This window comes from Gammaproteobacteria bacterium, from assembly GCA_022450155.1.
In the GTDB taxonomy this organism is placed as follows: Bacteria; Pseudomonadota; Gammaproteobacteria; order Arenicellales; family UBA868; genus REDSEA-S09-B13.
This window is the reverse complement of sequence record JAKUQR010000008.1, coordinates 119,741-142,282: the sequence shown is the minus strand read 5'-3', so window position 1 is coordinate 142,282 and position 22,542 is coordinate 119,741. Positions and strand designations below refer to the sequence as shown.

The following is a 22,542-nucleotide window of genomic DNA, read 5'->3' as shown; positions in this document are numbered from 1 at the left end:
CCCAACCCTTGCACCCATAACGCGTGCTATTTGCTGTGCACCCAGACAGATCCCCAGTACCGGAATTTCTGTCGGAAGGACTGTCGCCTCCAGCCAATCCAGTTCCGCACGAATACCTGGAATGTGGTCATCGTTCGCACTCTGTGGCCCACCGAATACCACGACCCCATCGTATCGAGACAGTTCAGCCGGCAGGGCATCACCAATACACGGACACCGTCTATCCAGTGTACATCCCCGGCTAACCAACCCTTCGCCAACCAGACCAGGATTGGATGTTTCCTGATGAACAATTATAAGTATCTCTTTTGCCATGTTACCTAAGACACCGGGCCCAAAACGATCTAAGCGGCGAAGTGTAGTCGAGCTAAAAACCGGATCAACACCGAGCAAGTTCTTTCTTCAGGTACTGGGCCAAACATACAGGGGCATTTACACCTGCCCGTAGTTCAGCTTCCGCGTTGTAGTTGGTATTGACGTTTACATCATAGGTCCACTTGCAACCGGCATGGTCGGTGATGAACTCGATCCCGGCGATGTCGATCTGTTGCTCCTGTAAAAAGGTTTCATAACGAGGAATAATTGGATCCACGTAGTCCGTAATAATCTCGAATCGCAGAATTTTCGTTTCAGATGAATCGTGTTGGTCGGGCACGGAACAGTTGTCCGCCGGACACAGTTCAAAACCGTCCGAGGTATCAACACGAAGTGCGTAAACGAACTTCCCACCAATGAATTCACAGCGGGTAATAAAAGATTCAGGACTGTCGATATAGACCTGAAGTAGAGTAACACCATCAACTGGTGGGGTTTCGGCCAGGGCATCCAATCGGATTTCAAATGCATCGAAACCATCGAACCGCTCAACGCCCAACCCCATACCTGCGCGATTGTGCTTGGTTACAAACGGACAGGGCATGTTCCTGGCTAGGCTAAGTAACTGTTCTGGGCTGCGTGCCGCATAAGTCAGTGGTACCGGGAGATCGTGCGCCATCAACGCCTGGTATTGCCGCACTTTACTGAGCTCAAGATCCAGCGCTGCACTGCCGTTAATGACACACCGCCCGTGGCGCTCAAGCCAGCACAACACACCAGCCGTGAGCTCAGGTACACCTGAGTGACCACGCGTATGCGCAGATGCGCTCATGCGAACATAAAAAACGCCCAGTGGTGGCTCGACTGTCAGATCAGGCAGGAAAGACGCCATGTGCCATTCGCTAAATGGCAGACCCATTTCAGTAAAGGTCTCGCGGAATGGCGCAAGCCATTGGTCGTTCTCGTGGAGAATGTATAGCATAAATACGACTCGCAACCTTAATTCTGATCGTTAACCAGCGAAAACAGTAATGCCATTATCGCAGACATTTAACGGTGCACGAACAGCTGACATTGCATTACAACACCTTGGCCTCCTAAACTCTTTGGCACATTCTCAACCATCCTGGAATTCCACGGCTGTTTATCCGTGGACCATTACGTTCAGCGACACACGATGACCGAGGCCGCAGAAACTCACGAACTCGCAAAGCGATGGCTCAACGACGCCGAGCGCGTGGTCGCGCTGACAGGCGCCGGTATTTCCACCGATTCGGGTATTCCGGATTTTCGCGGCCCCCAAGGAGTTTGGACCAGGGATCCGGATGCTGAGAAACTCTCGGACATTCGCCATTACCTGGCTGACCCGGCGATCCGCAAAAAGGCGTGGCAGGCTCGACTCGATTCGCCTGTTTGGCAGGCCCGGCCAGGTGCTGGTCACCACGCTCTCGCCCGACTTGAACAGCTCGGTAAACTCCATACGCTGATCACTCAGAATATCGATGGCTTACACCAACTGGCAGGAAACAGCCCTGATGTTGTTGTCGAGATCCATGGAACTGTCCGTAAGGTACGGTGCATGTCCTGTACTTACCTCGTGGACATGCACGTTGTACTGGAGCGTCTACGTTATGGTGAGGACGACCCTTCGTGCCCGGACTGCAGTGGAATTCTAAAATCGGCCACCATCTCATTCGGTCAGAACCTGGTGCCAGAAGACGTGGTCCGATCTGAAAGTGCAGCGAAACAGTGCGACCTGCTGCTGGCTGTGGGGTCGACACTGTCAGTCTACCCGGCGGCAAGTGTGGTGCCCATCGCAAAACAGTCTGGCGCCCGGATCATAATCATCAATGGCGGTCCCACCGACATGGACGGGATCGCTGATGCCGTACTGCGTGGTCAGATCAGTGAACTGCTGCCGAGCATCCTACCCAGTGCCCATTGAAAGCCAAATCCTGTGGCCACCTATTCACACCACAGCTAAAAAGCAGATTCCCGGGATTTGACGATCGCAGTAATGACCTCGTTGTAGGGAGCTCGTGTTCCGACAGCAGCAGCAACGACTGGCACCATGCCGTTTATGGCATCGATTTCCGAAGGGCGCCTGTCGAGATGATCCAGCAGCATTGATGGTCGTGCGTCCGGCATCTTACTGCCAAAATCGAGCACATATTTCTCCGCATCAGTGAATGAAAGCTGAATCTCTTTCGCTCGCGCAGTGTCGTATGCCTCGAAAGCACAGCCTCGCGCGATCTGCCACGAGAAGGGATCGCTCATAATCTCTCCAAGGGTCCGCCCGAATACTGTGCACGGCGCGCTGAACGTGACATTACAGATGAATTTTTCCCAGATCAGCTGGTTAATGTCTTCAAAGGCCTTGACCTTAAACCCTGCCTCCTGCCAGACGGCAGCAACCTGCTGAACACGATCGGTAAGACCACCATGCATCTCCCCTACCCGGATCAGTTCCATACCATTGTGGTGCACATGGCCCGGACCCTTTATGGATGCACCAAATCCGCCGGCAACCCCCAACAGGATATTGTCCGTTGAACGATACTGCGCAATGCGTTCGCCGGCCCCCAGACCATTCTGGATCGTCAGTACCAGTGTGCTGTCGCCGACAATAGGAGCAATACTTTTTGCAGCGGGACCGACCCCGGATGCCTTTGTCGCGATAATGATGAGGTCGCAAATTCCCGCTGCGTCAGGACTTTCCGCAACGTTCAAGCTGTGCACCGTTCGATCGCCGCTCGCACCTTCGATCCGCAACCCCTGCTCACGAATCGTGTCCAGATGCTCCTGCCAAACATCGATTGCCCAGACTTCGTTTCCTGCGTCGGCCAGCAAACCCGCATAAACCGAACCCATGGCACCGATACCGACTACTGCTATCTTCATCCGTCCAGATCCTCGATCAGTGAAATACCTGTTGTTAGCCCTCTAAGATTACAGGGATCTTATTTAAGGATCCAACCGGCTCCAAAACCTGAGTTGTCGACGGTTCCGATTCAGCAACCGCACGCTTATATCGGTGTGGCCTGGACCGACCCGAAACGTTCAATACCATCTGTACTGTGTACGCTAACCGACTGGCCAGTTGCCCAGAAACCCTTCTGAACCATGCCCAGCGCAACATTGCGCTTCAGTCGAGGTGACCAGATCGCCGACGTCACATAGCCAACGGGTCTATCTGATGCGTAGACCGGCCAGGGTGAGCCACACGCTGGGCACGGACCCCCATCAAACTGTAGGCCCCGAATACGCTGTGCAGGACCATCGCGCGAAATATCTTCGAGGGCAGACCTGCCGATATAGTCAATTCGCCCATCCAGGCTACAGAACCGGTCCAGATTGATCTCGAGCGGATTATTACTGCGCGTCATCTCGTTGCCATATGACAGCAGACCGCCTTCAATACGCTCAATCAGATTCGGGCAGCCGGGGGTAACATTGAATGCTTGGCCCGCCAACCACAGCTTATCCCACAGTTCAGTGCCCAAGCTGCTGTCATCCAGGTAGATCTCAAAACCACCCTGCCTGCTGTAACCCGAACGCGCAACCACCAGTTGACGATCGAGAAAATCAAAACAGCCAAAACGAAAATAGGCAAGCTCCCGAACCGTATCGCCGAACACGGCTGCGACCAGATCTTCGGCCCGCGGCCCTTGAACTGCAAGCGGAGACACATCGGGTTCGACCACCATGGCATCTATCCCCAGCCCCAATGCGAGTCCCTTGACCCACAGCAGCACATCGGAATCGGCAATTGATAACCAGTACCAGTCCTCGGCGCGTTTGAGTATGACCGGGTCGTTAATCAGACCCGCTTTGTCATCAATCAGGGGAGCGTATAAGCACTGTCCGACAACCGCACTGCCAAGATCCCGGGGGGTCATCATCTGAACCAAGCGAGCGGCTTCTGGCCCGCGGACTTCGACCTGCCGCTGGCACGATACATCCCACAACTGCACGCTCGATCGTAAGTGCCAATACTCCTCTTCTACCGTTCTCCCGAAGGCCTTAGGTAACAGTGTGTGATTAACAATCGAATAGCTCTGAACACCCAACGCTTCAATGCGTTCCATATAAGGGGTGCGACGGTTGCGGCGGGAAACCGCCAGTGCTGGTGAACTCATCGACAATCAAGTCCCACTAACCTGACCACCAGACGGTATAGCTGTGGGGCGACAGCACAACTGGGATATGGTAGCGGGCATCGGGGTCTGGCAGGCTGATTCTGACCACAACCGACTGTATGTTGTGATGGGACCCTTGCGCAATTTCCGCAACCGGGAAATAGTCGCCCGTGTGAAACACCAGTTCATAAATAGTGCCCGCTGGATCATCCTCGACAGCAACGGGTTCCGATATTCTCCCCTCACTGTCCGAGTATGTCTCCAACAACCGGTGCGCCGAGCAGTCGTCGGAAAGTCGAAAAAACTCTACCCGGATCCCAGCAGCCGAGATACCTTTTACAGCATCCAATACATGAGATGATATAACTGCCATTATCCCGTCCTATATGATAGTACTGTCAGCGATACCAACCCTGGCAACACTTTCCGAATCTATTCTATCGATGCCTTGTCGCGCTTGCTGGTGGTCGCCAGCACAATCGGACTGATGACGCCCTTCGTCCGCACATTGACGCAGGCTGTTTTACCGCTGGCCAAAGCTCTGTCTAATGCCGGCCCCAGGTCGTCGCGGTTCTCAACCAGTTCACCGTAACCGCCGAGTCCTTCGAACAGCGAATGAAATGGAATATCTCGGAAATCTGTGGCCACGTGACAATCGTGTCCGAACAATCTTTCCTGCTGCTGTGAAATGGTGGTCAAACCACCGTTGTTGTCAATTACAACCGTAATCGGGGCATTCTCCTGAAAAGCTGCTTCAACACTTAAGCCGCCGGAAAGAAAGGCACCGTCGCCACTGATCAGCACAACCTGGCTAGCGGGGTGATTTAACTTGGCAGCCAACGCAAAAGATACCCCGACGCCCAGCATACTGAATGCACCCGGATGCAGGATCCCAGCCAGTTTCTGACCACCCCAGCCGGCCATATTGACCGCTATCTCTGACCAGAAATGAGTATTCCCGCCATCGATGACCAACCAGTCGTCGGCACCCAAAGGCTGCTGAACGTCCAGTGCCAACTGCAGTGGGTGAATCCGGGCATCGTCTTCTTCTGACTGAGTCAGTTCTGTCGTCATCTGGTCGACCCACTCACCCCGCAGTGCACGATTCTTTTCAAGCCAGGAACCGCTTGAGTTCCAGGTCGGGTCCTCCGCCAGTGCAGAAATCGCATCTAAAAAAGCGCCCGGATCGCATAACAAGGTGTGGTCTGCCGCTCTGTTCAGCTCCAGTTCTTCCGGGGAGCCGTTGATGCAGACCAGTTCGGTCGTCTCAGGGAAGAATGGTGGATTTCCAAAATTCATCTGGTTGTCAAGTCGACCGCCGATAACAAGTGTCAAATCAGCATCGGCCAGCGCAGTTTTGGAGGGCGCGTACTGGTGAATATCAGCAAGGCCCATATAAACCCCGCTTTCTTCACCCAACAGTTTCTGATGATAAGGAATGTTGAACACTGGCACTGCAAGTACCCGACCCGCTTTTTCCAACTTTGCCTCAGCTCCTGACCACCAGACGCCGTGACCACCAATCAAAATCGGCCGCTGTGCTGCGCGGACCTTGTGTAGGATGACTTCAAGGTCATCCGGGCGCGGCCATGCCCGGGCAGGTGGCAGTGGTGCCCGGTTGAACGGCCGTTCTGACTGGCCGGTTTGTTCCTCATACCAGGAGAACATGATGTCCACTGGGACGCTCAGGTGCACAGGACCGGGATAACCACTCAGCGCGATCTTGTAAGCTCGATCTACAAACTCCAGAATCCGGGTACCGTCAGTGACTGATGCGCTGTATTTGGTCAGCGGTGCGGCAATAGAAACATCATCGATCTCTTTGAACCCTCCGCTGCCTTCGCGCTTGAGGGTGCTGGAACCGGTAATGAAGATAACTGGCGATCGCTCGCCCCAGGCCTCCATCATCGAAGGCACGGCGTTGGCAAAACCTTCCGGGCCCACCAGACAGACGGTCGGCTTGCGCGTGATCCGCGTGTTCGCGTCAGCCAAGTGCCCGGCGATCTGCTCATGGGGTGTATTGATCACCGGTATATCACACTCCATCAGACCTTCCAGGGCAGGGTTACAGAATCCGCCACTCAGGGTGAATACCTGTGTGATGCCTTTCTCGCGCAAAGCGCGGGCAAGGAGCATCCCGCCTCGTACCTTCATCTTGACCTCTCCAAATGATTCAACCTATTCGGACTAACCGGTTCGATGCATGCCGGGTCTACGGCACCCGATTTATGCCAAAACATTGTGGTCGATTTGGGAAACATCTATACAACCGATCTGAGCCAGCACCAGAAGCAGGTCGTTTTTCAGTAACTCGACAAGACGGTACACACCGCGCTGCCCGTCAGCACCCGACGCGTAAAGGAACGGTCGTCCGAGCATGACAAAATCCGCCCCTAGAGCCAATGCTTTAACGATGCCCTCACCGCTGCGTATTCCGCTGTCGAATATCAACGGGTAATCAGCACCCACGGCCTGTCTGATCGCAGGCAACACATCGATCGCCGCTGGTGCAGCATCGAGCTGTCGGCCGCCATGATTTGAGACATAGACAGCATCAGCACCTGCATCCCGAATCCTGACAGCATCATCCGCTGATAACACCCCCTTTAGAATCAGCTTTCCCGCCCACCGTTCGCGCAACCGGTCCAGGAACTGCCAATCTATGTGGCCACGGATCTTGTTTCGGGTGAATGTGGATTTATTACCCTCGTTACCAGTAGGCACGACATTGGCCGGCTTCGGTACACCATTGACGAGCGTGTGAAGCACCCATTGCGGATGAACCGCGAAATCTAAAAACTGTCTCGGTCGCATTCGAAAAGGTCTCTCAAACCCCTGGCGCTGTTCACGCAGGCGGGCAGACACAACCGGCACATCAACGGTCAGCAACAAATACTCGTAGCCGGCATCCTCTGCACGCTGGACAAGACCCATCGCATCATCAATAGACGGCCCCACATACAACTGGAACCATCCGTTTCCAGAAGCTCTTTTTCCTATGTCCTCTATGCTGCTTGAGCCAAAGGTGGACAAACACACCGGTATGTCATGATCCGCAGCCGCTGCCGCAAGCGCGATATCAGTATTTGGCCAGGTCAAGTCACACATGCCCATGGGAGCTATCCCAAAGGGCAGCGGCCAGGTTCGACCCAAAAATGTTTTTGCCAGTTCCCGTTGCCGGATATCGACAAGAACGCGTGGCAGCAGGCGAACCTGCTCGATAACCTCACGGTTCAGACGACTCGATGTCTCGAATCCTGCAGCCCCGTCTACATAGTCAAAAATGACTCTTGGCATGCGCTGTTGTGCAGCAAGGCGAAAATCATCTACGCAATAGTATTTTCTAGGCATTTGTTTCCAGAGTCGGCAGATTATTTAGAACAAACCCGCCTGCCACGGAGGAGAGACTTTACCGAACTGTGTGATTGCCGTCATCTACTTTAACTTGAAGCTTGCCAGGTACACTCTGCACCAGTTCAGTTCGGCCAAGATAAACACCAACGCCAATAATCAAGGCGATCCCGACCCAGGCCCACAAGTCAGGAAAGTCCCCGAACAGCCAGTAGCCCAACAAAACCTGCATAACGATCTCCAGATAGCGAAGTGGCGCGAGTAATGATGCGTGCGCAAGTGATGAAGCCCGTATGAACAGCAGATGACCTACTGCCCCAATACCTCCAATAACCACCATCAGAATCCCGTCGACGAGGGTGGGTGTAACCCAATAAAACGGTAACGCGGCAGTCATCAGAACAAATCCGCTGACCGACTGCCAACCCAACATCAAAAGCGGTGGAACCTGGACACTCATCACTCGAGTTGACAAAAAATACAGCGCCCAGAACAAGGCAGCAGCCAGGGCGAGTAGGCTCGCCCAGTGAAACTCTGTACCACCTGGTCTGATGATAATCAGAATTGCGAGGAAACCGGCGGCACAGGTGATCCAGCGTCTGGCTGGCACGTATTCACCTAAAACCAACGGCGACAAGGCCACCACGATTACAGCATCAACAAACAGAATGGCAATCGCATCGGCAAGAGGAATGTACTGAATGGCAGCGAAAAAAAGACCTGATGCAACCAGCAGAAACAGTCCAGGACTGAGCAGCAATACAGGGTGGGCAGCACGGATTACCTGCTTGCCATACCGAATGACGACAAATGGCAGGACAAGTAGAAAATGAAAAAAGAATCGCGCCCAGATGAGTTGCAGTATCGGATATCGGCTACTCAATAACTTAACTGTCGCATCCATGAATGGCAGCACCAACATAGCCACCACCATCAGCATGATTCCGAAGAATAGTCGATTGGAGGCAGCTGTCGTCAATTAACAAACACCAGTTCACATTCGCAGGTTGTCATCAAATATTTGTGTATCAACCTGTATCCAGACCAAGAAATTGGTAACATGAACAAAGAAAACAACCGGAAAGTCAGAAATACGACACGCAGCCCCCGTCGACGGTCAGCACCTGACCTGTAACATAGGCCGCCTCTTCGGAGCACAGAAAAACGGCCGCACCGGCTATCTCGTGCGGCTCACCCCAACGGCCCAAGGCCGTACGGCTGGCCAGTTTCTGAAAAAGATCCTCATCGGCAACCATGGCCGCATTGGCTTCGGTCGCAAAAAATCCGGGGGCTAATGCGTTGACAGTAATGCCATCCAGACCGAGTGCAGCAGCAAGCGTACGGGTCAATGACTCAAGCGCACCCTTGGATGCGGCATAAGACGGACTCAGTTTCAATCCCACCGCCGAACCCAATGCACTCATATTCACTATACGTCCCCATTGTCGGGCGCGCATCAGTCCCACAACCTCCCGGCAAAGAAGAAACGCAGAGGTCAGGTTAACCTGTAACAGTGCCTGAAAATCAGGACCATCAATCTCCTCCATAGACCTACGGTCACGCATACCGACGTTGTTAATCAAAATATCCAACCTGCCGTATTCACTGGAAATTTCCGACAATGCGGCTGCGCGCGCGGAATCGACTGACACGTCAAATACCAATGCCTGCGCACTGCCTTTGGAGGACTCGATCAGTGACACAGCATTTGCTACGTGATCGTTGTCCCGGCCATTTACTAGAACGTGGGCCCCTGCTTTGGCCAGTCCTTTAGCCATCTCGAACCCCAGTCCCTGAGTACTTCCAGTGACCAGTGCAACCCTGCCACTTAAGTCAAATATCGATTCCATTTGTTTACCTTACATCACTGCACACAGTCGTAATGCATCCAGCATGGCAGCAGCGATGTTTCGACTCGCCACCGCATCACCGATGCGGTGCAGTTCGAACGTGGTATCGGTTGTTGTACCAGCCACCTGTGGCGATCCCGACAAAAGTGCATCAATATCTGTGACCCCATCATTAATCGAGTCTGGCCGCAATTGTTGGTAAAGCTCATCGGCAGGCTGCGTGCCGACTTCCACAACCACCTGTTCTGTATAGTGTATGGTTTCACTCTCATTAAGCTCGCAGGTAAAACAAACCCGCAAACCTTCATCTTCCCGCGATACTGAAGTCAGTCGATGGTCGAACAACGTATCTACACCCAGTTCGAAAATCTGTCGGCGCCACACCACGCGTTCCGAGTAGACCAATTCTGGCGCCAACAGGCCGTCGATTCCCACCAGCGTAGCGGCACAGCCTGCCGATGCGATCATGTCTGCGCATAAAGGACCCACGTGCCGTCCCGTTCCATCATAGACGATGACATCGCTTTCGATGGAAACCTGTCCTGTGAGTAAATCCCAGCTGGAGGTGCACAATTCACCACCTTCAACAAACCCCATATCTGGCAGACCGCCGGTCGCGATAATGACCACATCCGGTCTTTCGGCGGTCACCTCTGTGACACCAGCCAATGTGTTCAGACGAAGGTCTACTCCCAAACGGGCGGTTTCACTAACCCGCCAATCAATCACCCCAGCCAGATCGCCACGCCAACTGCTACTGGTCGCGATGATCACCTGGCCACCGGGTTGGTTTGAGGCCTCGAAAAGGATGACCTGGTGGCCGCGTTCCGCGGATACCCGCGCAGCTTCAAGACCGGCTGGCCCCGCACCGACCACAACAACACGACGGTTCCCTTGTACAGAGGGCGTGATCACCTGCGGCAGCTTGAGTTCTCGACCCGTTGCCGGGTTGTGCAGACATGTCGGTCGATTAGCAGACATACAGTGGGTCGCACCGACACAGGGACGTATGCGATCTTCCTGCCCGGACACGAGTTTGTTTACGATTTGAGGGTCGGCAATGTGTGCCCGTGTCATGGCGACCATGTCCAGCAGGTTCTCGGTGATCGCATAGCGAGCAGTGGCAATATCGGTGATTCGAGCCGCGTGAAACACCGGCAGGCCCACATGTTGTTTGAATTCACCGACCCGCCTCAACCACGGTGCGATGGGCGACGCCATTCCCGGCATATTATCGACCGCAAGGGCGATCTCCGTATCAACGTTACCGTAAATTGCATTGAAAAAATCAATTAATCCGCTCGATTCGAACAAATCCGCTATCCTGAGGCAGTCCTCAAAATCGAGGTGATCCCCACCTTTCTCATCGATGACAAATCGGAATCCTACAACAAAGTCAGCGCCGACCTGTCGACGAATTTCTTCATATACCATCAACCCGAAACGACAGCGGTTCTCCAGAGAACCACCGAATTCATCCTTACGATGGTTGGTATAGGGTGACAAAAATTGACCGATAAGATGTCCTGAACCCAGAGTTTCGATACCATCGAGACCGCCATCCCGACAGCGGCGGGCAGCCGCCCCATAGGCCTTGACCACACGGTCAATGTCATGCCGGTCCATAGCCTTGGGGAAACTGCGATGCAGCGTCTCGCGTATCGGCGATGGGCCAATCGCCGGCAGCCACTCGCCGGCATAACATTCCGCTCGTCGCCCCAGATGACTGATCTGACACATGAGCGCACAACCATGACGATGGATTTTGGCAGTGAACTGCTCGAACAGTGGAATTATCCCATCGGTGCTGACATTAACCTGACCGTCGGGCCAGAGCGAATCTGGTGCTACCGATGCTGATCCACCGAACATCGTCAGCGCCAGACCGCCACGTGCCTTTTCTTCGTGATAGGCCTGGTAAGCGTCGCCGGTGAAACCGTTCTCATCCAGACCACAGGCATGACTGGTGCTCATGATGCGGTTTTTCAGCGTCAAGTGCTTGAGTGTGAAGGTCTGCAGCAGTGGATCATTGCTACTGGATAGCTCATCTGTCTGCATAATTTATCTCCGCTGATCTACCGCCAGCCAATCCGGTTTCAGGGTGCTGCTTAACCCAAACAGTACAGCCGATCGCTTAAGACGCTATGGCTGATGTCCGATTATCTCCCGTTGACGAAACCACGACCAGTCGAAAACTCAGTCAACCTCGGGAAGCTCAGCCAACACACAGAGTTATACTCAGCCATCATGACTATTAAAACAGACGTCGTCATTATCGGCGCGGGTCCCAGCGGTCTTTTCCAGTGCTTTGAACTCGGGTTGCTGGGCATCGATACTCAAGTCGTCGACTCGCTCCCCGTTGTGGGCGGGCAGTGCACTATGCTCTATCCCGATAAGGCAATCTATGACATACCAGCGCTGCCGATCGTCGGTGCACAGGAATTGATTGACCGCCTGGCTGAACAGCTCAAACCATTCGATCCAACTTTCCATCTGGGCCATCGCATCACTCAACTGGCGCAACTGGAAGACAACTCTTTTGAGTTACACACTGAGGGCAACATTCATTTCCAGACCCGAACTATAGTCATCGCTGCAGGTCTTGGTGCATTTAAACCCAGGCCGCTACGGCTTTCCGGTATTGATCAATTCGAACAAAGCAATCTCCATTATCATGTGGCAGACAAGCTCCATTTCAAAGGCAAAAAGGTCGTCATTGTTGGAGGTGGGGACTCAGCTCTGGACTGGGTATTGGAACTAGCAGCTATTGCAAAGCATGTGTCTATCGTCCATCGCCGAGATGAATTCCGAGCAGCACCCGCATCGGTTGCCAAAATGCATGAACTAATTGACGACCCTAATCAACCCGTGGACTGCCTGATCGGCCGCATACCAAGCTATCAGTCAGACCAGGGCAAGATCACTGCTATCGACGTCGCACCATTTGGAGATGGTGAACCCCAACGAATTGAACTGGATGAACTTCTAGTATTCTATGGCCTGTCGCCGGACCTTGGTCCTATCGCTGACTGGGGTCTGGACATCGAACGCAAGCACATCAGTGTTAGTCTAGAAACGTTTCAAACCAACATACCCGGAATCTATGCTATCGGTGACATCAACACCTACCCGGGTAAGAAGAAGCTTATCCTGAGCGGTTTCCACGAAGGGGCCTTGGCGGCTTTTGCAATACAACAATATCTTGACCCCGACACAAAACATAAACTTCAATACACCACAACCAGTTCCGCGCTTCAGAAGCGTCTGGGTGTACAGGACAATCCAGATTGAACCCAACGGTGGTACGACAACCGGATGATATTTAGATGACCACTGGTCAGTGGTCCTATGCCAACTTGTTGAAAAACCCACCCAATCACTTCGCTTACAGTCTGGGTTTCGGCTGCTATAGCCGCCATAGCGGTGGCTGAACCCAAACCCACAGTGGCCGTCCTCCTCAGCCTGGTCATTGGCACGGCAGGCGGCGCATTGTTTTACTACTGGAGACTTCCGCTACCCTGGATGCTGGGGAGCATGATATTTGTATCAGCTTGCGCATTTAGCGGTGTGCCGGTTCGACGCTATATGCCGCTCAGAAATATCATGGTTGTTGTGCTGGGCATTCTCCTGGGCAGTTTTTTCACCGCTGGAGCCTTGGACAATCTGTCTACCTGGGGCGGTGCATTACTGGTGATGCTGGTATACGTTATCGTGACCACCACCGTTGCCGTCTTTATATTTCGCAGACTTGGCTATATGGATGCCACAACAGCCTACTTCTCAAGCACACCGGGTGGCCTGGGAATCATGGCAATCGCTGGGGAACAGGCCGGTGCAGACAGTCGGTTGATTCCAATCGCCCATGCGACAAGAGTATTCCTGGTGGTTTTTTCAATTCCACTGTACTTTGTTACTGTCGTCGGTGTTGAAGTCCCCAGTTTGTCTGTCCTACCGACTCCAGAGACGTCGTATCCTGACTTTAAAGAAATCATCCTCCTCTCGGGTTGCGGTTTAGCTGGCTTCTGGCTGGCGAGCCGACTTGGCCTCGCTTTCGGCCAAATTCTCATACCCATGGTCCTGTCCGCGATTGTCTATAACTTTGACCTGGTAAACACACCACTGCCAACTCCCGTGGTTACTATCGCCCAAGTCGTGATTGGTTCTGCCATCGGTGCACAGTTTCGGGGTATGCGTCCACGTAGCATGTTTCGTCCTGCTATAGCCGCGTTTGTTGCAACTATTATCATGCTGGCAGTAGCAGTAGGATTGGCACAATTGTTGGCACCTGTTCTCAACATCAGTGAAGAAGCATTACTGCTCGCACTGGCGCCCGGTGGTCTGGCAGAGATGAGCTTGATTGCAATCTCGATGGATAGTGATACTGCGTTCATCGCGACCCTGCATATTTTTCGTATTACGATGATCGCTGCTGCCGGACCCGCATTGTTTCAATTATTGCGTAATCTACGCAACTGACTCCCAGTAGAACGAAGGAAATCTCCACTATGACTGATCCGCTTCTGGACTATGAAAATGATCTGCCGGTCGAACTCGATCCCGTTGATATCACAGCCTATAAAACCGGGAATTCCGGAATCGACTATTTACACACCCTCGATTCAGGTCAACCAGGACCGCATGTATTTATATCTACAGTGGTGCACGGTAACGAGCTCTGTGGCGCTATCGCAGCTGATTGGCTACTCCAGCAGAAGGTTAAGCCTATAGCCGGCCGACTGAGTATTGGATTCATGAACGTCGAGGCATACCTTAGCTACGATCCCGAACATCCAAACCGCTCACGTTGGGTAGACGAGGACTTCAACCGCTTGTGGGGACCGGGTGTACTGGATGATCCCGATCGAAAAGTCACCAGTGAAGTTCAGCGGGCCCGTGAAATCCGACCATTCCTAGACAATGTTGACCTGCTGCTTGACATTCATTCAATGCAACAACCCTGCCTTCCACTGATGATGGCTGGAATGGTAGCCAAGGGACTGGAGCTGGCAACACAGGTAGGCTTGCCCGCAACCGTGGTCACCGACAAAGGACATAATGAAGGCATGCGTATGCGTGACTACAATGCGTTCCGTGATCCCGACAGCCCACGCAATGCGCTCCTCATAGAATGTGGCCAGCACTGGGAAGCGACTTCAGCGGAAATGGCAAAAGCTGTGATGGTTCGTTTCCTCCACGCCGCAGCTGTCATGGCCCCTGATTTCGGTGCAGAAACACTAAAAGGTTGTCCAAGTCCTCAAGGTCAGAATTTCTATCGGGTCGACAAGGTTGTGACGATCGAAACGAACGCTTTCGTTTTCGACCAGCAGTGGACCGGTTTCGAACACTTGGCCAAAGGTACGCTGATTGGGCACGATGGATCACGTGCGATTACTGCACCGTTTGAACCGACTGTCCTGATTATGCCGACCCGGCGACTATACCCAGGTAAAACTGCTGTTCGACTGGCGCAGCCAATTACACCGAACGGCTGACTGCACAATAGACCGGAGTTGTTACACTCACGATCAACTGCCCGACCAGTTCAGTCCGGTGACGTGGATTCAACCAGATGACAGGCAACCAGGCGGCCACCTACAGTCTTGCGTAGCTCAGGCTGTTCTCTAGTACATGTTTCAATTGCATGTGGGCAGCGCGGATGAAAATGACAGCCCGTGGGCGGATCCAGGGGAGACGGAATCTCACCCTGAACCGGTTCGAATCGACGACGTCGCGAATCTATCTTGGGGACCTCGGCAAGTAACGCTTGTGTGTAAGGGTGCTTTGGCGATGTGAATAACGCCTCGGTCGTTGCTACCTCGACCACCCGACCAAGATACATGATCACAACACGATCACTGAGGTGCTCGACCACACCGAGATCATGACTGATAAAAAGGTAGGTCAGATTAAGTTCCTTGCGAAGATTCATAAACAGATTTAAGACTTGGGCTTGAATCGATACATCTAGCGCCGCAACCGATTCGTCACAGACAAGGAACTCCGGATTTACTGCGAGGGCTCGAGCAATACCAATCCGTTGCCGCTGGCCACCTGAAAACTGGTGTGGATACCGGCGAATGAAGTCTGGATCTAGCCCTACCCGCAACATGGCCTGAATGACATGCGCTTCAACGTCGCGTCGGTCAACGACCCCGTGAACCATGGGCGCTTCACCAACAATATCGATAACGCGCAGACGCGGATTAAGCGAACTCATTGGATCCTGAAAGATCATCTGTATGCTAAGTGCGGTATCACGGGCGACAGTACCCGACATCTCCGCCATAGGTTTGCCACGAAAATACACCTGTCCGTTCGACGGCTGGTATACACCTGCAACGATGCGGCCCAAGGTCGACTTTCCACATCCGGATTCACCGACGAGTCCAACAACTTCACCTTCAAAGATCGACAGTGACACACTGTCTACCGCATGCACCACCTCTTCTTGAACATTGGCACCGAGCTTCTGTGCCAGACGCCCGGCAAAATCAAGCCGTTTGACAAAGCGTTTTGAAATGTTCCGTAACTCAACGATCGGTGTTTTGTGGTTCGGATGGGCATCGGTCATGAGGCAGAAATTCCGGGTAATTCAGTCGTCAATCCGGCAGGCGACATTGGCGAATGACATCGTATCAGCCTGCCACTACCTCGCGGTTCGGAGACTTCGGGTGCTGTACCACAAAGGTCGACTGCCTGCGGGCAGCGAGTCCTAAAGGCACAACCCCGCGGCAAGTTCAGCAGAGATGGTGTCATTCCCGGAATCTGATGAAGCGGCGCACCTCGCCGGTTGCGGGATGGCACTGAACCAATCAGCCCGAAGGTGTAAGGATGCATCGGGCGATCCAGCACATTGTCTACCTCACCGTATTCGACGATCCGGCCGGCATACATCACGGCTACATCATCTGCAAGACCCGCAATAACCGAGAGGTCGTGCGTAATCCAAATCAGCGCCGTCCCGGTTTCCTGGCAGAGCTTTTGTACTTCGTGCAGGATCTGGGCCTGGATCGTGACGTCTAGCGCTGTCGTTGGCTCGTCCGCAATGATCAGGTCCGGTTTGTTCAAAAGAGCGATAGCGATGGACACGCGCTGGCGCATGCCACCAGAGAACTGGTGCGGGTAAGCCTTCAGCCGCTCGTCCGGCGATGGAATCCCGACCTGGCCGAGGGCATCGCGTGCACGCTGGCGCGCCTCATTGCGATTGAGTGACTCGTGTGCCCGGATCGCTTCGATCATCTGGGTGTCGATGCGCAGCACCGGATTGAGCGTCATCATCGGGTCCTGAAAGACCATTGCGATCTGGTTGCCGCGCAACTGCTGCCAGCGCTGCTCGGTTGCGCCGACTACATTTTCTCCCCGAAAGCGGACTTCGCCACCGATAATACGGCCTGGGTGATCCACCAGGCCCATGATTGAAAACCCTGTCACAGTCTTGCCGGAACCCGACTCGCCGACTAGACCCAAAACTCGGCCAGGGTGCACCGAAAAGCTGACGTCATCGACCGCCTTGACTTCGCCCGCCTTAGTCATGAAAGACGTTTGCAGGTGGCTGACCTGAAGTGTTGGTCTGGAACCGTCAGCGTTCATACGCTTACCAGCCTATCGTTGCAGGCGTGGGTTGAGTACGTCGCGGAGTTGGTCACCGACCAAGTTTATCGAGACGATAGTGACAAGTAGCGCCACGCCCGGGTACATGGTTATCCAGTAATGGCCTGAATGGATGTAATCGAACCCATTGGCAATCAGACTGCCAAGCGATGGCTCAGTCTGTTCCATACCGAGCCCTAGGAAAGAGAGAGTTGCTTCAAGCGCGATCGCGTGTGCGGTCTGCATCGTCCCGACCACAATAATTGGAGCAACCACGTTTGGAAGCAGGTGACGGAACAGGATCCGGGACTTAGACAAGGCCAGACACTGGGCGGATTCTATGTACTCCTTGTTTCGCTCAACCAACGCTGAGGCGCGCACGGTCCTCGCGTAATAGGCCCACTGGACCACGATCAAGGCAATAAGGGTCTTGTCCACGCCCTTGCCCAGGGTAACCAGCAGTACTAACGCAATCAGGATCGCCGGGAAGCTGAGCTGCATGTCGACCAGTCGCATGATCAGTGCATCAGTGCGACCGCCGAAGTAGGCAGCACTCAGACCGATCACAACGCCAATCGCCAGGGCGATAACACCGCTGCCAATACCAACAGTCAGGCTAATGCGCAGCCCATAAAAGATACTGCTGAGAAGGTCCCGGCCTGAACCATCGGTACCGAGATAGGCCACCTGACCGGACAACATAGTCATACCCGGAGACAGGGCCTTGTCCGCAACAGTCACTATCGCCAGGTCGTATGGATCGGTCGGTGAAATGAATGGCGCAAACAGTGCGATCATGATGACAACGACCACAACGACGAAACTGATCACTGCGATTTTATTTTCGCAGAAATCAGACAGAAAACTTCGAAACGGCGTCTGTATGCCGTCGCCAACAGACTCGGCGTCGACCAGCGCCGTATCGGTTATCCCACCACTGATCATGCTTTCATTTCCTGCAAACGGACCCGCGGGTCTAGAATCGAATAGAGAATATCCACCACGAGGTTAATCACAACAAACAAGAATACAATCATCATCAGATAGGCCACGATGACAGGCCGATCCAGCATGCCGATCGAATCGATCAGCAGTTTGCCCATTCCCGGCCACGCAAACACTGTTTCAGTCACAATCGAGAACGCCACCAGTCCTCCAAACTCCAGGCCGAGCACCGTCACTATCGGGATAAGGATATTTTTCAGTAAGTGAACCAGGATGATGCGTGAACTACTGATGCCCTTAGCCCGGGCGAACTTGATGTAATCCTGATGTATCACTTCACGGGTGCCCGCACGAGTCAGGCGGATGACCAGAGCCAGTTTAAAAAGAGACAGATTGATTGCGGGCATCAACAAGTGACGAATGCCCTTCCAGGATGTAAAGCTGACCTCCATACCAAGAAAGGTCGTCGTCGGCCCTCTGCCGGTCGATGGCAACCAGCCCAAAATGACCGCAAAAAGCATCATCATCATAATCCCTACCCAGAAGGTGGGCAGACTGAAACCCAAAATTGAGCCGGTCATGATGGCTTTTGAGGTAATCGAGTTTGGCCGTAGGCCTGCCAGCATCCCGAGTGGAATTCCAACAACCACCGCGAGCAGGAGCGCAAAAAGCGCAAGCTCAAACGTCGCCGGCATGCGCTCCAAAATCAGCAGCAACGCCGGTTCTTCAAAGATAAAGGAATCGCCGAGGTTTCCCTGTGCTGCGTTGCGGAGAAACAGCAGATACTGGATGTGAAACGGTTTATCCAGACCGAGCGCCGCAATCGCCCGCTCCCGGTCTTCCTCGTCAGCTTCATCGCTGATTAAGATATCGACCGGATCACCAACAAGGAAAACACCTGAAAAGACGATAAACGACATCAGGACGACAACGACCCCCGCCTGCATCAGTCGTCGAATAATGAAAGCCGTCATCGGCCGCTCCGATGTCGTAAGGCGATAGGCAAATAGCGGCCCGCCGTAGCGGGCCGCTTTATCTTATGAACTGGTCAGTTTGACTTGACCAGGTCGAGACCACGAGTGCTTTCGTCGGCCCGGGCGTTGTACTTCAGACCCTTGCGGGTCGCCCAAGTGTTGACCTGGTAATGCAGTGGAATGATCCCCTGGTCTTCTCCGATCCCGATTTCGGTCGCCTTGGCCAGAAGTTTAGCCCGAGCGGCATCGTCAACTGTAGATAGCGCCTTGACCAGCAATGCATCCATCTTTAGGTTGGAATGACGACCACGGTTCGACGCCCCGTGACCTTTGGACTTATCGTAAGTCGTGAGCAGCGATTTCAGCGGTGACGAAGGCTCACCGGTACCAGAACCCCATCCGACCAGGAAAAAGCTGAATTCAGGCGTCTTGTCTGGACCACCCTTGGAGGCCCGTTTGAAGTAGATGTTCTTAGGCATAGTCTCGACCTTGGTCGGTATGCCGTTCCGCGTCAACATCTGGGCTACCGCCTCACAGATCTTGGCATCATTGATGTAACGGTCGTTCGGACCATGAATGGTCAGCCCGAAACCATCGCCCCAGCCCGCCTCGGCAAGGAGTTTCTTGGCCCCTTCAGGATCGTACGGCTCCGGCTTCAAATTCGGTGAGCGAGCGAAGAATCCCTCCGGCAGCAACTGCCCCGCCTTCAACGCGACTCCTTCCATCACCTTGTCGACCATTTCATCACGATCGATCATCATGGAAAGCGCCTTGCGTACGCGGGCATCTTTCAGCGGATTTTTATCAATTGGATTGCCATTTTTATCTGTGACGAACGGCGACTGATCCCTGAACTGGTCCATGTGAATGTAGATCACACGATTCGACACTCCCTGACTCAGAGATACATTGGGATTACTCTTAAGGGTAGCGATATCGGTGAGCGGTACGTTGTCAATCATATCGACGTCACCAGCGAGCAGTGCCGCGGTACGTGCAGGCTCAGACTTGATGAACCTGAATACCATTTTATCCCAAGGCCGCCCCAGCGGACCCTTGTAACCGTCATATTTCTCGAGTATCAGCCGGTCGCCCTTTTTCCACTCGACGAACTTGTATGGGCCAGTCCCGATCGTGGCTATTCCCTTGTTGAAGTCCTTGGCCTTGAGGCCAAAATTCTCGTCACCGCCAGAGCCCTTTGCCTCACTAGACATGACGAGGATCGACGTCATCTCGTTCGGCATCAACGGATACGGCCCGTCAGTCACAATGTGGATGGTGTAATCGTCGATCTTCTTGACAGTTTTGCCCTTGGTGTAGGTGCGGAATGACGAGTTGCCACCAGTGTAGCCATCAGCTCGATTAAACGAGAAGATGAAGTCATCGGCAGTAAAGTCACTGCCATCGTGGAATTTCACATCCTGGCGCAACTTAAACTCCCAAGTCGTGTCGTTGATCGCTTTCCACGAAGTCGCGAGCCGCGGGATTAACTTGTCCATTGCCGGCCCCCAGTCAATCAATTTACCGAAAATCTGCGCTAGCATCGCGTTGTTGGGGCCTAAGTTGTGGAAATAGGGATCCATCGACGATGGTTCTGAACGGAGACCGATGGTTACCGTTTCCGCCATGGCACTGGTTGAAACAACGAATGCCGTGAGTGCTGCAATTCCGACATGAGTGATCTTACGCATAATTCTCCTCCTTTAACCCTCAACGGGGATTTATCGTTAATCAAACAACGCTATCAATGTATCACGATTTAGAGACAATCTTGAAAACAAAGTTTTACCCTAAACCGCTGACTTTCGGAAAGATTAAGCTTGATCTACAGACCACGCTGCATGTTCGTCCAGAGGGAAGACTGGGCGCGGCAAATATTGCCAGCCGAACGTAGCTAGGTTTGGTGACGTCAGACCGGCAACATCCACCTCATAAATCTGGTCCGGGTTAAACAGATGTTCAAACCCGGCACGAAAATGGCCCCGACTCTTGACCACAATCACACGGCAGCTGGCTGGATCAATGCCGAAAGCAGTCAGATAATCCGTCGACAAGCATTGCTGACGCTGTGAAACAGCGACGATGCGCACACCGCCAACATCCAGTACGGCCGTGCAGCCGGTTTCCACGGTCTTGCCGGCAACCATACCGTACTCACCAACAAACTGACCATTGGACAAACGTTCTACACGAGCTGTTACATCGAGTGGTTCCGAAAACTGACTATCCTCGGCCGAGTTCAGTGTTAATGATAAATATGCACCCTCACCCGCGACAAACGCGGCATTGACTGCGATGGAATCATAGAACACGGCCAGCACACAATCATCTATCCCGGCCTCCAGGAATGCGCTCAGAATAGTAGTCGTATTGCCTCGCCCACCACCGCCCGGATTATCCGCCGGATCGGCAAACAGAATCGCCGGCAACGCAGGGGTCTGAATTGTGTCACAAGCTAGCCTGATTGCTTCGTCCAGCGAAATCATGGATGGTCGGTAGCGGGCTCGATCCAACCACCCTGCCTCCGCCAGTTCAGTCGCCAACTCCTTGGCGTGTTTAAGATCATCTCGTGTGGTTACGATAATGGTCATTCCATTTTTAGGCGTGTCTGCAAAAGCGAATCCTGCGAGAATGGTGACATTCATAACGATGTCGTCAACGTGGGTCTGGCCGCGTTGGATCAGTTCACCGTAAGGGTAACCAGGTGCTGTGAGTTGCGTTACCGATGGAGCGACCAGTGGCAGGCGAATCCGGTAACTTGTCGGTTGGACTCCGTCGAACATCTCGAGCATTGAGCGCGCCGCCTCTTCACCACGCTGGTAGAGATCAACGTGCGGGTTGGTTCTGTAGCCGATCAGGATATCCGTCGCCTGCATCATCTCCTCAGAGACATTGGCATGCAGGTCGAGTGTTGCAATAACGGGCACCGACGGACCAACGATATCACGGACCGTGCTGAATACCTCTCCATCGGGATCATGAGAATGAGTGGCGATAGCGCCTCCATGCTGGCAGATATAGACCCCATCCACAGGACCGATCGCTTTAAGGTCGCGGTGCAACTCACTCAAAAATTCGTCAAAGAAACTCTTTTCCACTGGACCGGCCGGTGTAGAACCGATCAGCACTGCTGGACAGGCCTCCCAGCCACTGGAACCACCGAAGGCGTCGTCCATAACCTTGTAAAAACCGCACACCCCAAGGTGAATACTGGGTCGGTCGATCCGCGCCTGACGACTGATTTCCTCGCCGCGGAAGTACATATGCTCTTCAAAGTCTTTGCGCTTACACGAGGGTGCAAACCGGTTTGACTCAAGGTTAAAACCACAGATGGCAACCTTCTTCATAGATACTTCCTCAGCCTCATACGAGTCAAAC

20 protein-coding genes are annotated in these 22,542 nt (G+C 53.5%); 4 read left to right on the top strand and 16 right to left on the bottom strand.

The window, feature by feature from the left end; all coding sequences use genetic code 11:
* Both MK323_06670 and MK323_06665 read right to left on the bottom strand, forming a co-directional pair.
* Positions 1-315, bottom strand: a 315-nt coding sequence (locus MK323_06670) for a glutamine amidotransferase (GenBank protein MCH2481842.1), incomplete at its 3' end; no start/stop codon positions are given.
* A gap of 64 nt (positions 316-379) precedes the next feature.
* Complete coding sequence (locus MK323_06665) at positions 380-1,297, bottom strand: alpha-L-glutamate ligase (GenBank protein MCH2481841.1); 918 nt, start codon at positions 1,295-1,297, stop codon at positions 380-382.
* Positions 1,298-1,465: 168 nt separating this feature from the next.
* Between MK323_06665 and MK323_06660 the strand changes: the two genes are divergently transcribed.
* Positions 1,466-2,260, top strand: a complete 795-nt coding sequence (locus tag MK323_06660; GenBank protein ID MCH2481840.1) for a Sir2 family NAD-dependent protein deacetylase — start codon at positions 1,466-1,468, stop codon at positions 2,258-2,260.
* A 35-nt stretch (positions 2,261-2,295) separates the two neighbouring features.
* On the opposite strand, the gene MK323_06655 is transcribed toward MK323_06660, so the two are convergent.
* From MK323_06655 to MK323_06620, 8 genes are all read right to left on the bottom strand, one after another.
* A complete protein-coding gene (locus MK323_06655) occupies positions 2,296-3,216 on the bottom strand; it encodes a 2-dehydropantoate 2-reductase (GenBank protein ID MCH2481839.1) in 921 nt (306 codons plus the stop codon).
* A 125-nt stretch (positions 3,217-3,341) separates the two neighbouring features.
* Complete coding sequence (locus tag MK323_06650) at positions 3,342-4,454, bottom strand: dimethylsulfoniopropionate demethylase (protein MCH2481838.1); 1,113 nt, start codon at positions 4,452-4,454, stop codon at positions 3,342-3,344.
* A 16-nt stretch (positions 4,455-4,470) separates the two neighbouring features.
* Positions 4,471-4,827: a hydroxyisourate hydrolase gene (locus tag MK323_06645; GenBank protein MCH2481837.1), complete on the bottom strand. Its 357-nt coding sequence runs from the start codon at positions 4,825-4,827 to the stop codon at positions 4,471-4,473.
* A 59-nt stretch (positions 4,828-4,886) separates the two neighbouring features.
* Complete coding sequence (locus MK323_06640; protein ID MCH2481836.1) at positions 4,887-6,608, bottom strand: thiamine pyrophosphate-binding protein; 1,722 nt, start codon at positions 6,606-6,608, stop codon at positions 4,887-4,889.
* 72 nt (positions 6,609-6,680) lie between these two features.
* A complete protein-coding gene (locus tag MK323_06635; protein MCH2481835.1) occupies positions 6,681-7,805 on the bottom strand; it encodes an alpha-hydroxy-acid oxidizing protein in 1,125 nt (374 codons plus the stop codon).
* Positions 7,806-7,863: 58 nt separating this feature from the next.
* Positions 7,864-8,784, bottom strand: a complete 921-nt coding sequence (locus tag MK323_06630; protein MCH2481834.1) for a DMT family transporter — start codon at positions 8,782-8,784, stop codon at positions 7,864-7,866.
* Between the two features lie 106 nt (positions 8,785-8,890).
* A complete protein-coding gene (locus MK323_06625; GenBank protein MCH2481833.1) occupies positions 8,891-9,655 on the bottom strand; it encodes an SDR family oxidoreductase in 765 nt (254 codons plus the stop codon).
* Between the two features lie 9 nt (positions 9,656-9,664).
* A complete protein-coding gene (locus tag MK323_06620) occupies positions 9,665-11,713 on the bottom strand; it encodes an FAD-dependent oxidoreductase (GenBank protein ID MCH2481832.1) in 2,049 nt (682 codons plus the stop codon).
* A 189-nt stretch (positions 11,714-11,902) separates the two neighbouring features.
* On the opposite strand from MK323_06620, the gene MK323_06615 reads away from it, so the two are divergent.
* From MK323_06615 to MK323_06605, 3 genes are all read left to right on the top strand, one after another.
* Positions 11,903-12,946 (top strand): NAD(P)/FAD-dependent oxidoreductase, encoded by a 1,044-nt coding sequence (locus MK323_06615; protein ID MCH2481831.1) that lies wholly within the window; start codon positions 11,903-11,905, stop codon positions 12,944-12,946.
* Between the two features lie 132 nt (positions 12,947-13,078).
* Positions 13,079-14,131, top strand: a complete 1,053-nt coding sequence (locus MK323_06610) for an AbrB family transcriptional regulator (protein MCH2481830.1) — start codon at positions 13,079-13,081, stop codon at positions 14,129-14,131.
* Between the two features lie 29 nt (positions 14,132-14,160).
* The gene (locus tag MK323_06605) at positions 14,161-15,147 is read left to right on the top strand and encodes a succinylglutamate desuccinylase/aspartoacylase family protein (GenBank protein ID MCH2481829.1); all 987 of its coding nucleotides are present in this window, start codon (positions 14,161-14,163) and stop codon (positions 15,145-15,147) included.
* A 50-nt stretch (positions 15,148-15,197) separates the two neighbouring features.
* Here the strand turns inward: MK323_06605 and MK323_06600 are convergent, their stop codons facing one another.
* The 6 genes from MK323_06600 to MK323_06575 form a co-directional block, all read right to left on the bottom strand.
* Positions 15,198-16,226 (bottom strand): ATP-binding cassette domain-containing protein, encoded by a 1,029-nt coding sequence (locus MK323_06600; GenBank protein MCH2481828.1) that lies wholly within the window; start codon positions 16,224-16,226, stop codon positions 15,198-15,200.
* Complete coding sequence (locus MK323_06595) at positions 16,223-17,245, bottom strand: ABC transporter ATP-binding protein (GenBank protein ID MCH2481827.1); 1,023 nt, start codon at positions 17,243-17,245, stop codon at positions 16,223-16,225. Before MK323_06595 ends, MK323_06600 begins: the two co-directional genes overlap by 4 nt.
* Before the next feature lie 12 nt (positions 17,246-17,257).
* Entirely contained in the window at positions 17,258-18,190 is a 933-nt protein-coding gene (locus MK323_06590; GenBank protein MCH2481826.1) for an ABC transporter permease, read from the bottom strand.
* A complete protein-coding gene (locus MK323_06585; GenBank protein MCH2481825.1) occupies positions 18,187-19,164 on the bottom strand; it encodes an ABC transporter permease in 978 nt (325 codons plus the stop codon). Before MK323_06585 ends, MK323_06590 begins: the two co-directional genes overlap by 4 nt.
* A 74-nt stretch (positions 19,165-19,238) precedes the next feature.
* Positions 19,239-20,855: an ABC transporter substrate-binding protein gene (locus MK323_06580; protein ID MCH2481824.1), complete on the bottom strand. Its 1,617-nt coding sequence runs from the start codon at positions 20,853-20,855 to the stop codon at positions 19,239-19,241.
* Positions 20,856-20,978: 123 nt separating this feature from the next.
* Positions 20,979-22,511: a M81 family metallopeptidase gene (locus tag MK323_06575; protein ID MCH2481823.1), complete on the bottom strand. Its 1,533-nt coding sequence runs from the start codon at positions 22,509-22,511 to the stop codon at positions 20,979-20,981.
* Positions 22,512-22,542 lie beyond the last annotated feature (31 nt).

Coding starts and splice junctions, on each gene's coding strand:
- MK323_06615 (MCH2481831.1), top strand. CDS start 11,903: ATGACTATTAAAACAGACGTCGTCATTATCGGCGCGGGTCCCAGCGGT.
- MK323_06665 (MCH2481841.1), bottom strand. CDS start 1,297: ATGCTATACATTCTCCACGAGAACGACCAATGGCTTGCGCCATTCCGC.
- MK323_06635 (MCH2481835.1), bottom strand. CDS start 7,805: ATGCCTAGAAAATACTATTGCGTAGATGATTTTCGCCTTGCTGCACAA.
- MK323_06655 (MCH2481839.1), bottom strand. CDS start 3,216: ATGAAGATAGCAGTAGTCGGTATCGGTGCCATGGGTTCGGTTTATGCG.
- MK323_06640 (MCH2481836.1), bottom strand. CDS start 6,608: ATGAAGGTACGAGGCGGGATGCTCCTTGCCCGCGCTTTGCGCGAGAAA.
- MK323_06605 (MCH2481829.1), top strand. CDS start 14,161: ATGACTGATCCGCTTCTGGACTATGAAAATGATCTGCCGGTCGAACTC.
- MK323_06585 (MCH2481825.1), bottom strand. CDS start 19,164: ATGACGGCTTTCATTATTCGACGACTGATGCAGGCGGGGGTCGTTGTC.
- MK323_06575 (MCH2481823.1), bottom strand. CDS start 22,511: ATGAAGAAGGTTGCCATCTGTGGTTTTAACCTTGAGTCAAACCGGTTT.
- MK323_06620 (MCH2481832.1), bottom strand. CDS start 11,713: ATGCAGACAGATGAGCTATCCAGTAGCAATGATCCACTGCTGCAGACC.
- MK323_06645 (MCH2481837.1), bottom strand. CDS start 4,827: ATGGCAGTTATATCATCTCATGTATTGGATGCTGTAAAAGGTATCTCG.
- MK323_06650 (MCH2481838.1), bottom strand. CDS start 4,454: ATGAGTTCACCAGCACTGGCGGTTTCCCGCCGCAACCGTCGCACCCCT.
- MK323_06580 (MCH2481824.1), bottom strand. CDS start 20,855: ATGCGTAAGATCACTCATGTCGGAATTGCAGCACTCACGGCATTCGTT.
- MK323_06590 (MCH2481826.1), bottom strand. CDS start 18,190: ATGATCAGTGGTGGGATAACCGATACGGCGCTGGTCGACGCCGAGTCT.
- MK323_06625 (MCH2481833.1), bottom strand. CDS start 9,655: ATGGAATCGATATTTGACTTAAGTGGCAGGGTTGCACTGGTCACTGGA.
- MK323_06600 (MCH2481828.1), bottom strand. CDS start 16,226: ATGACCGATGCCCATCCGAACCACAAAACACCGATCGTTGAGTTACGG.
- MK323_06595 (MCH2481827.1), bottom strand. CDS start 17,245: ATGAACGCTGACGGTTCCAGACCAACACTTCAGGTCAGCCACCTGCAA.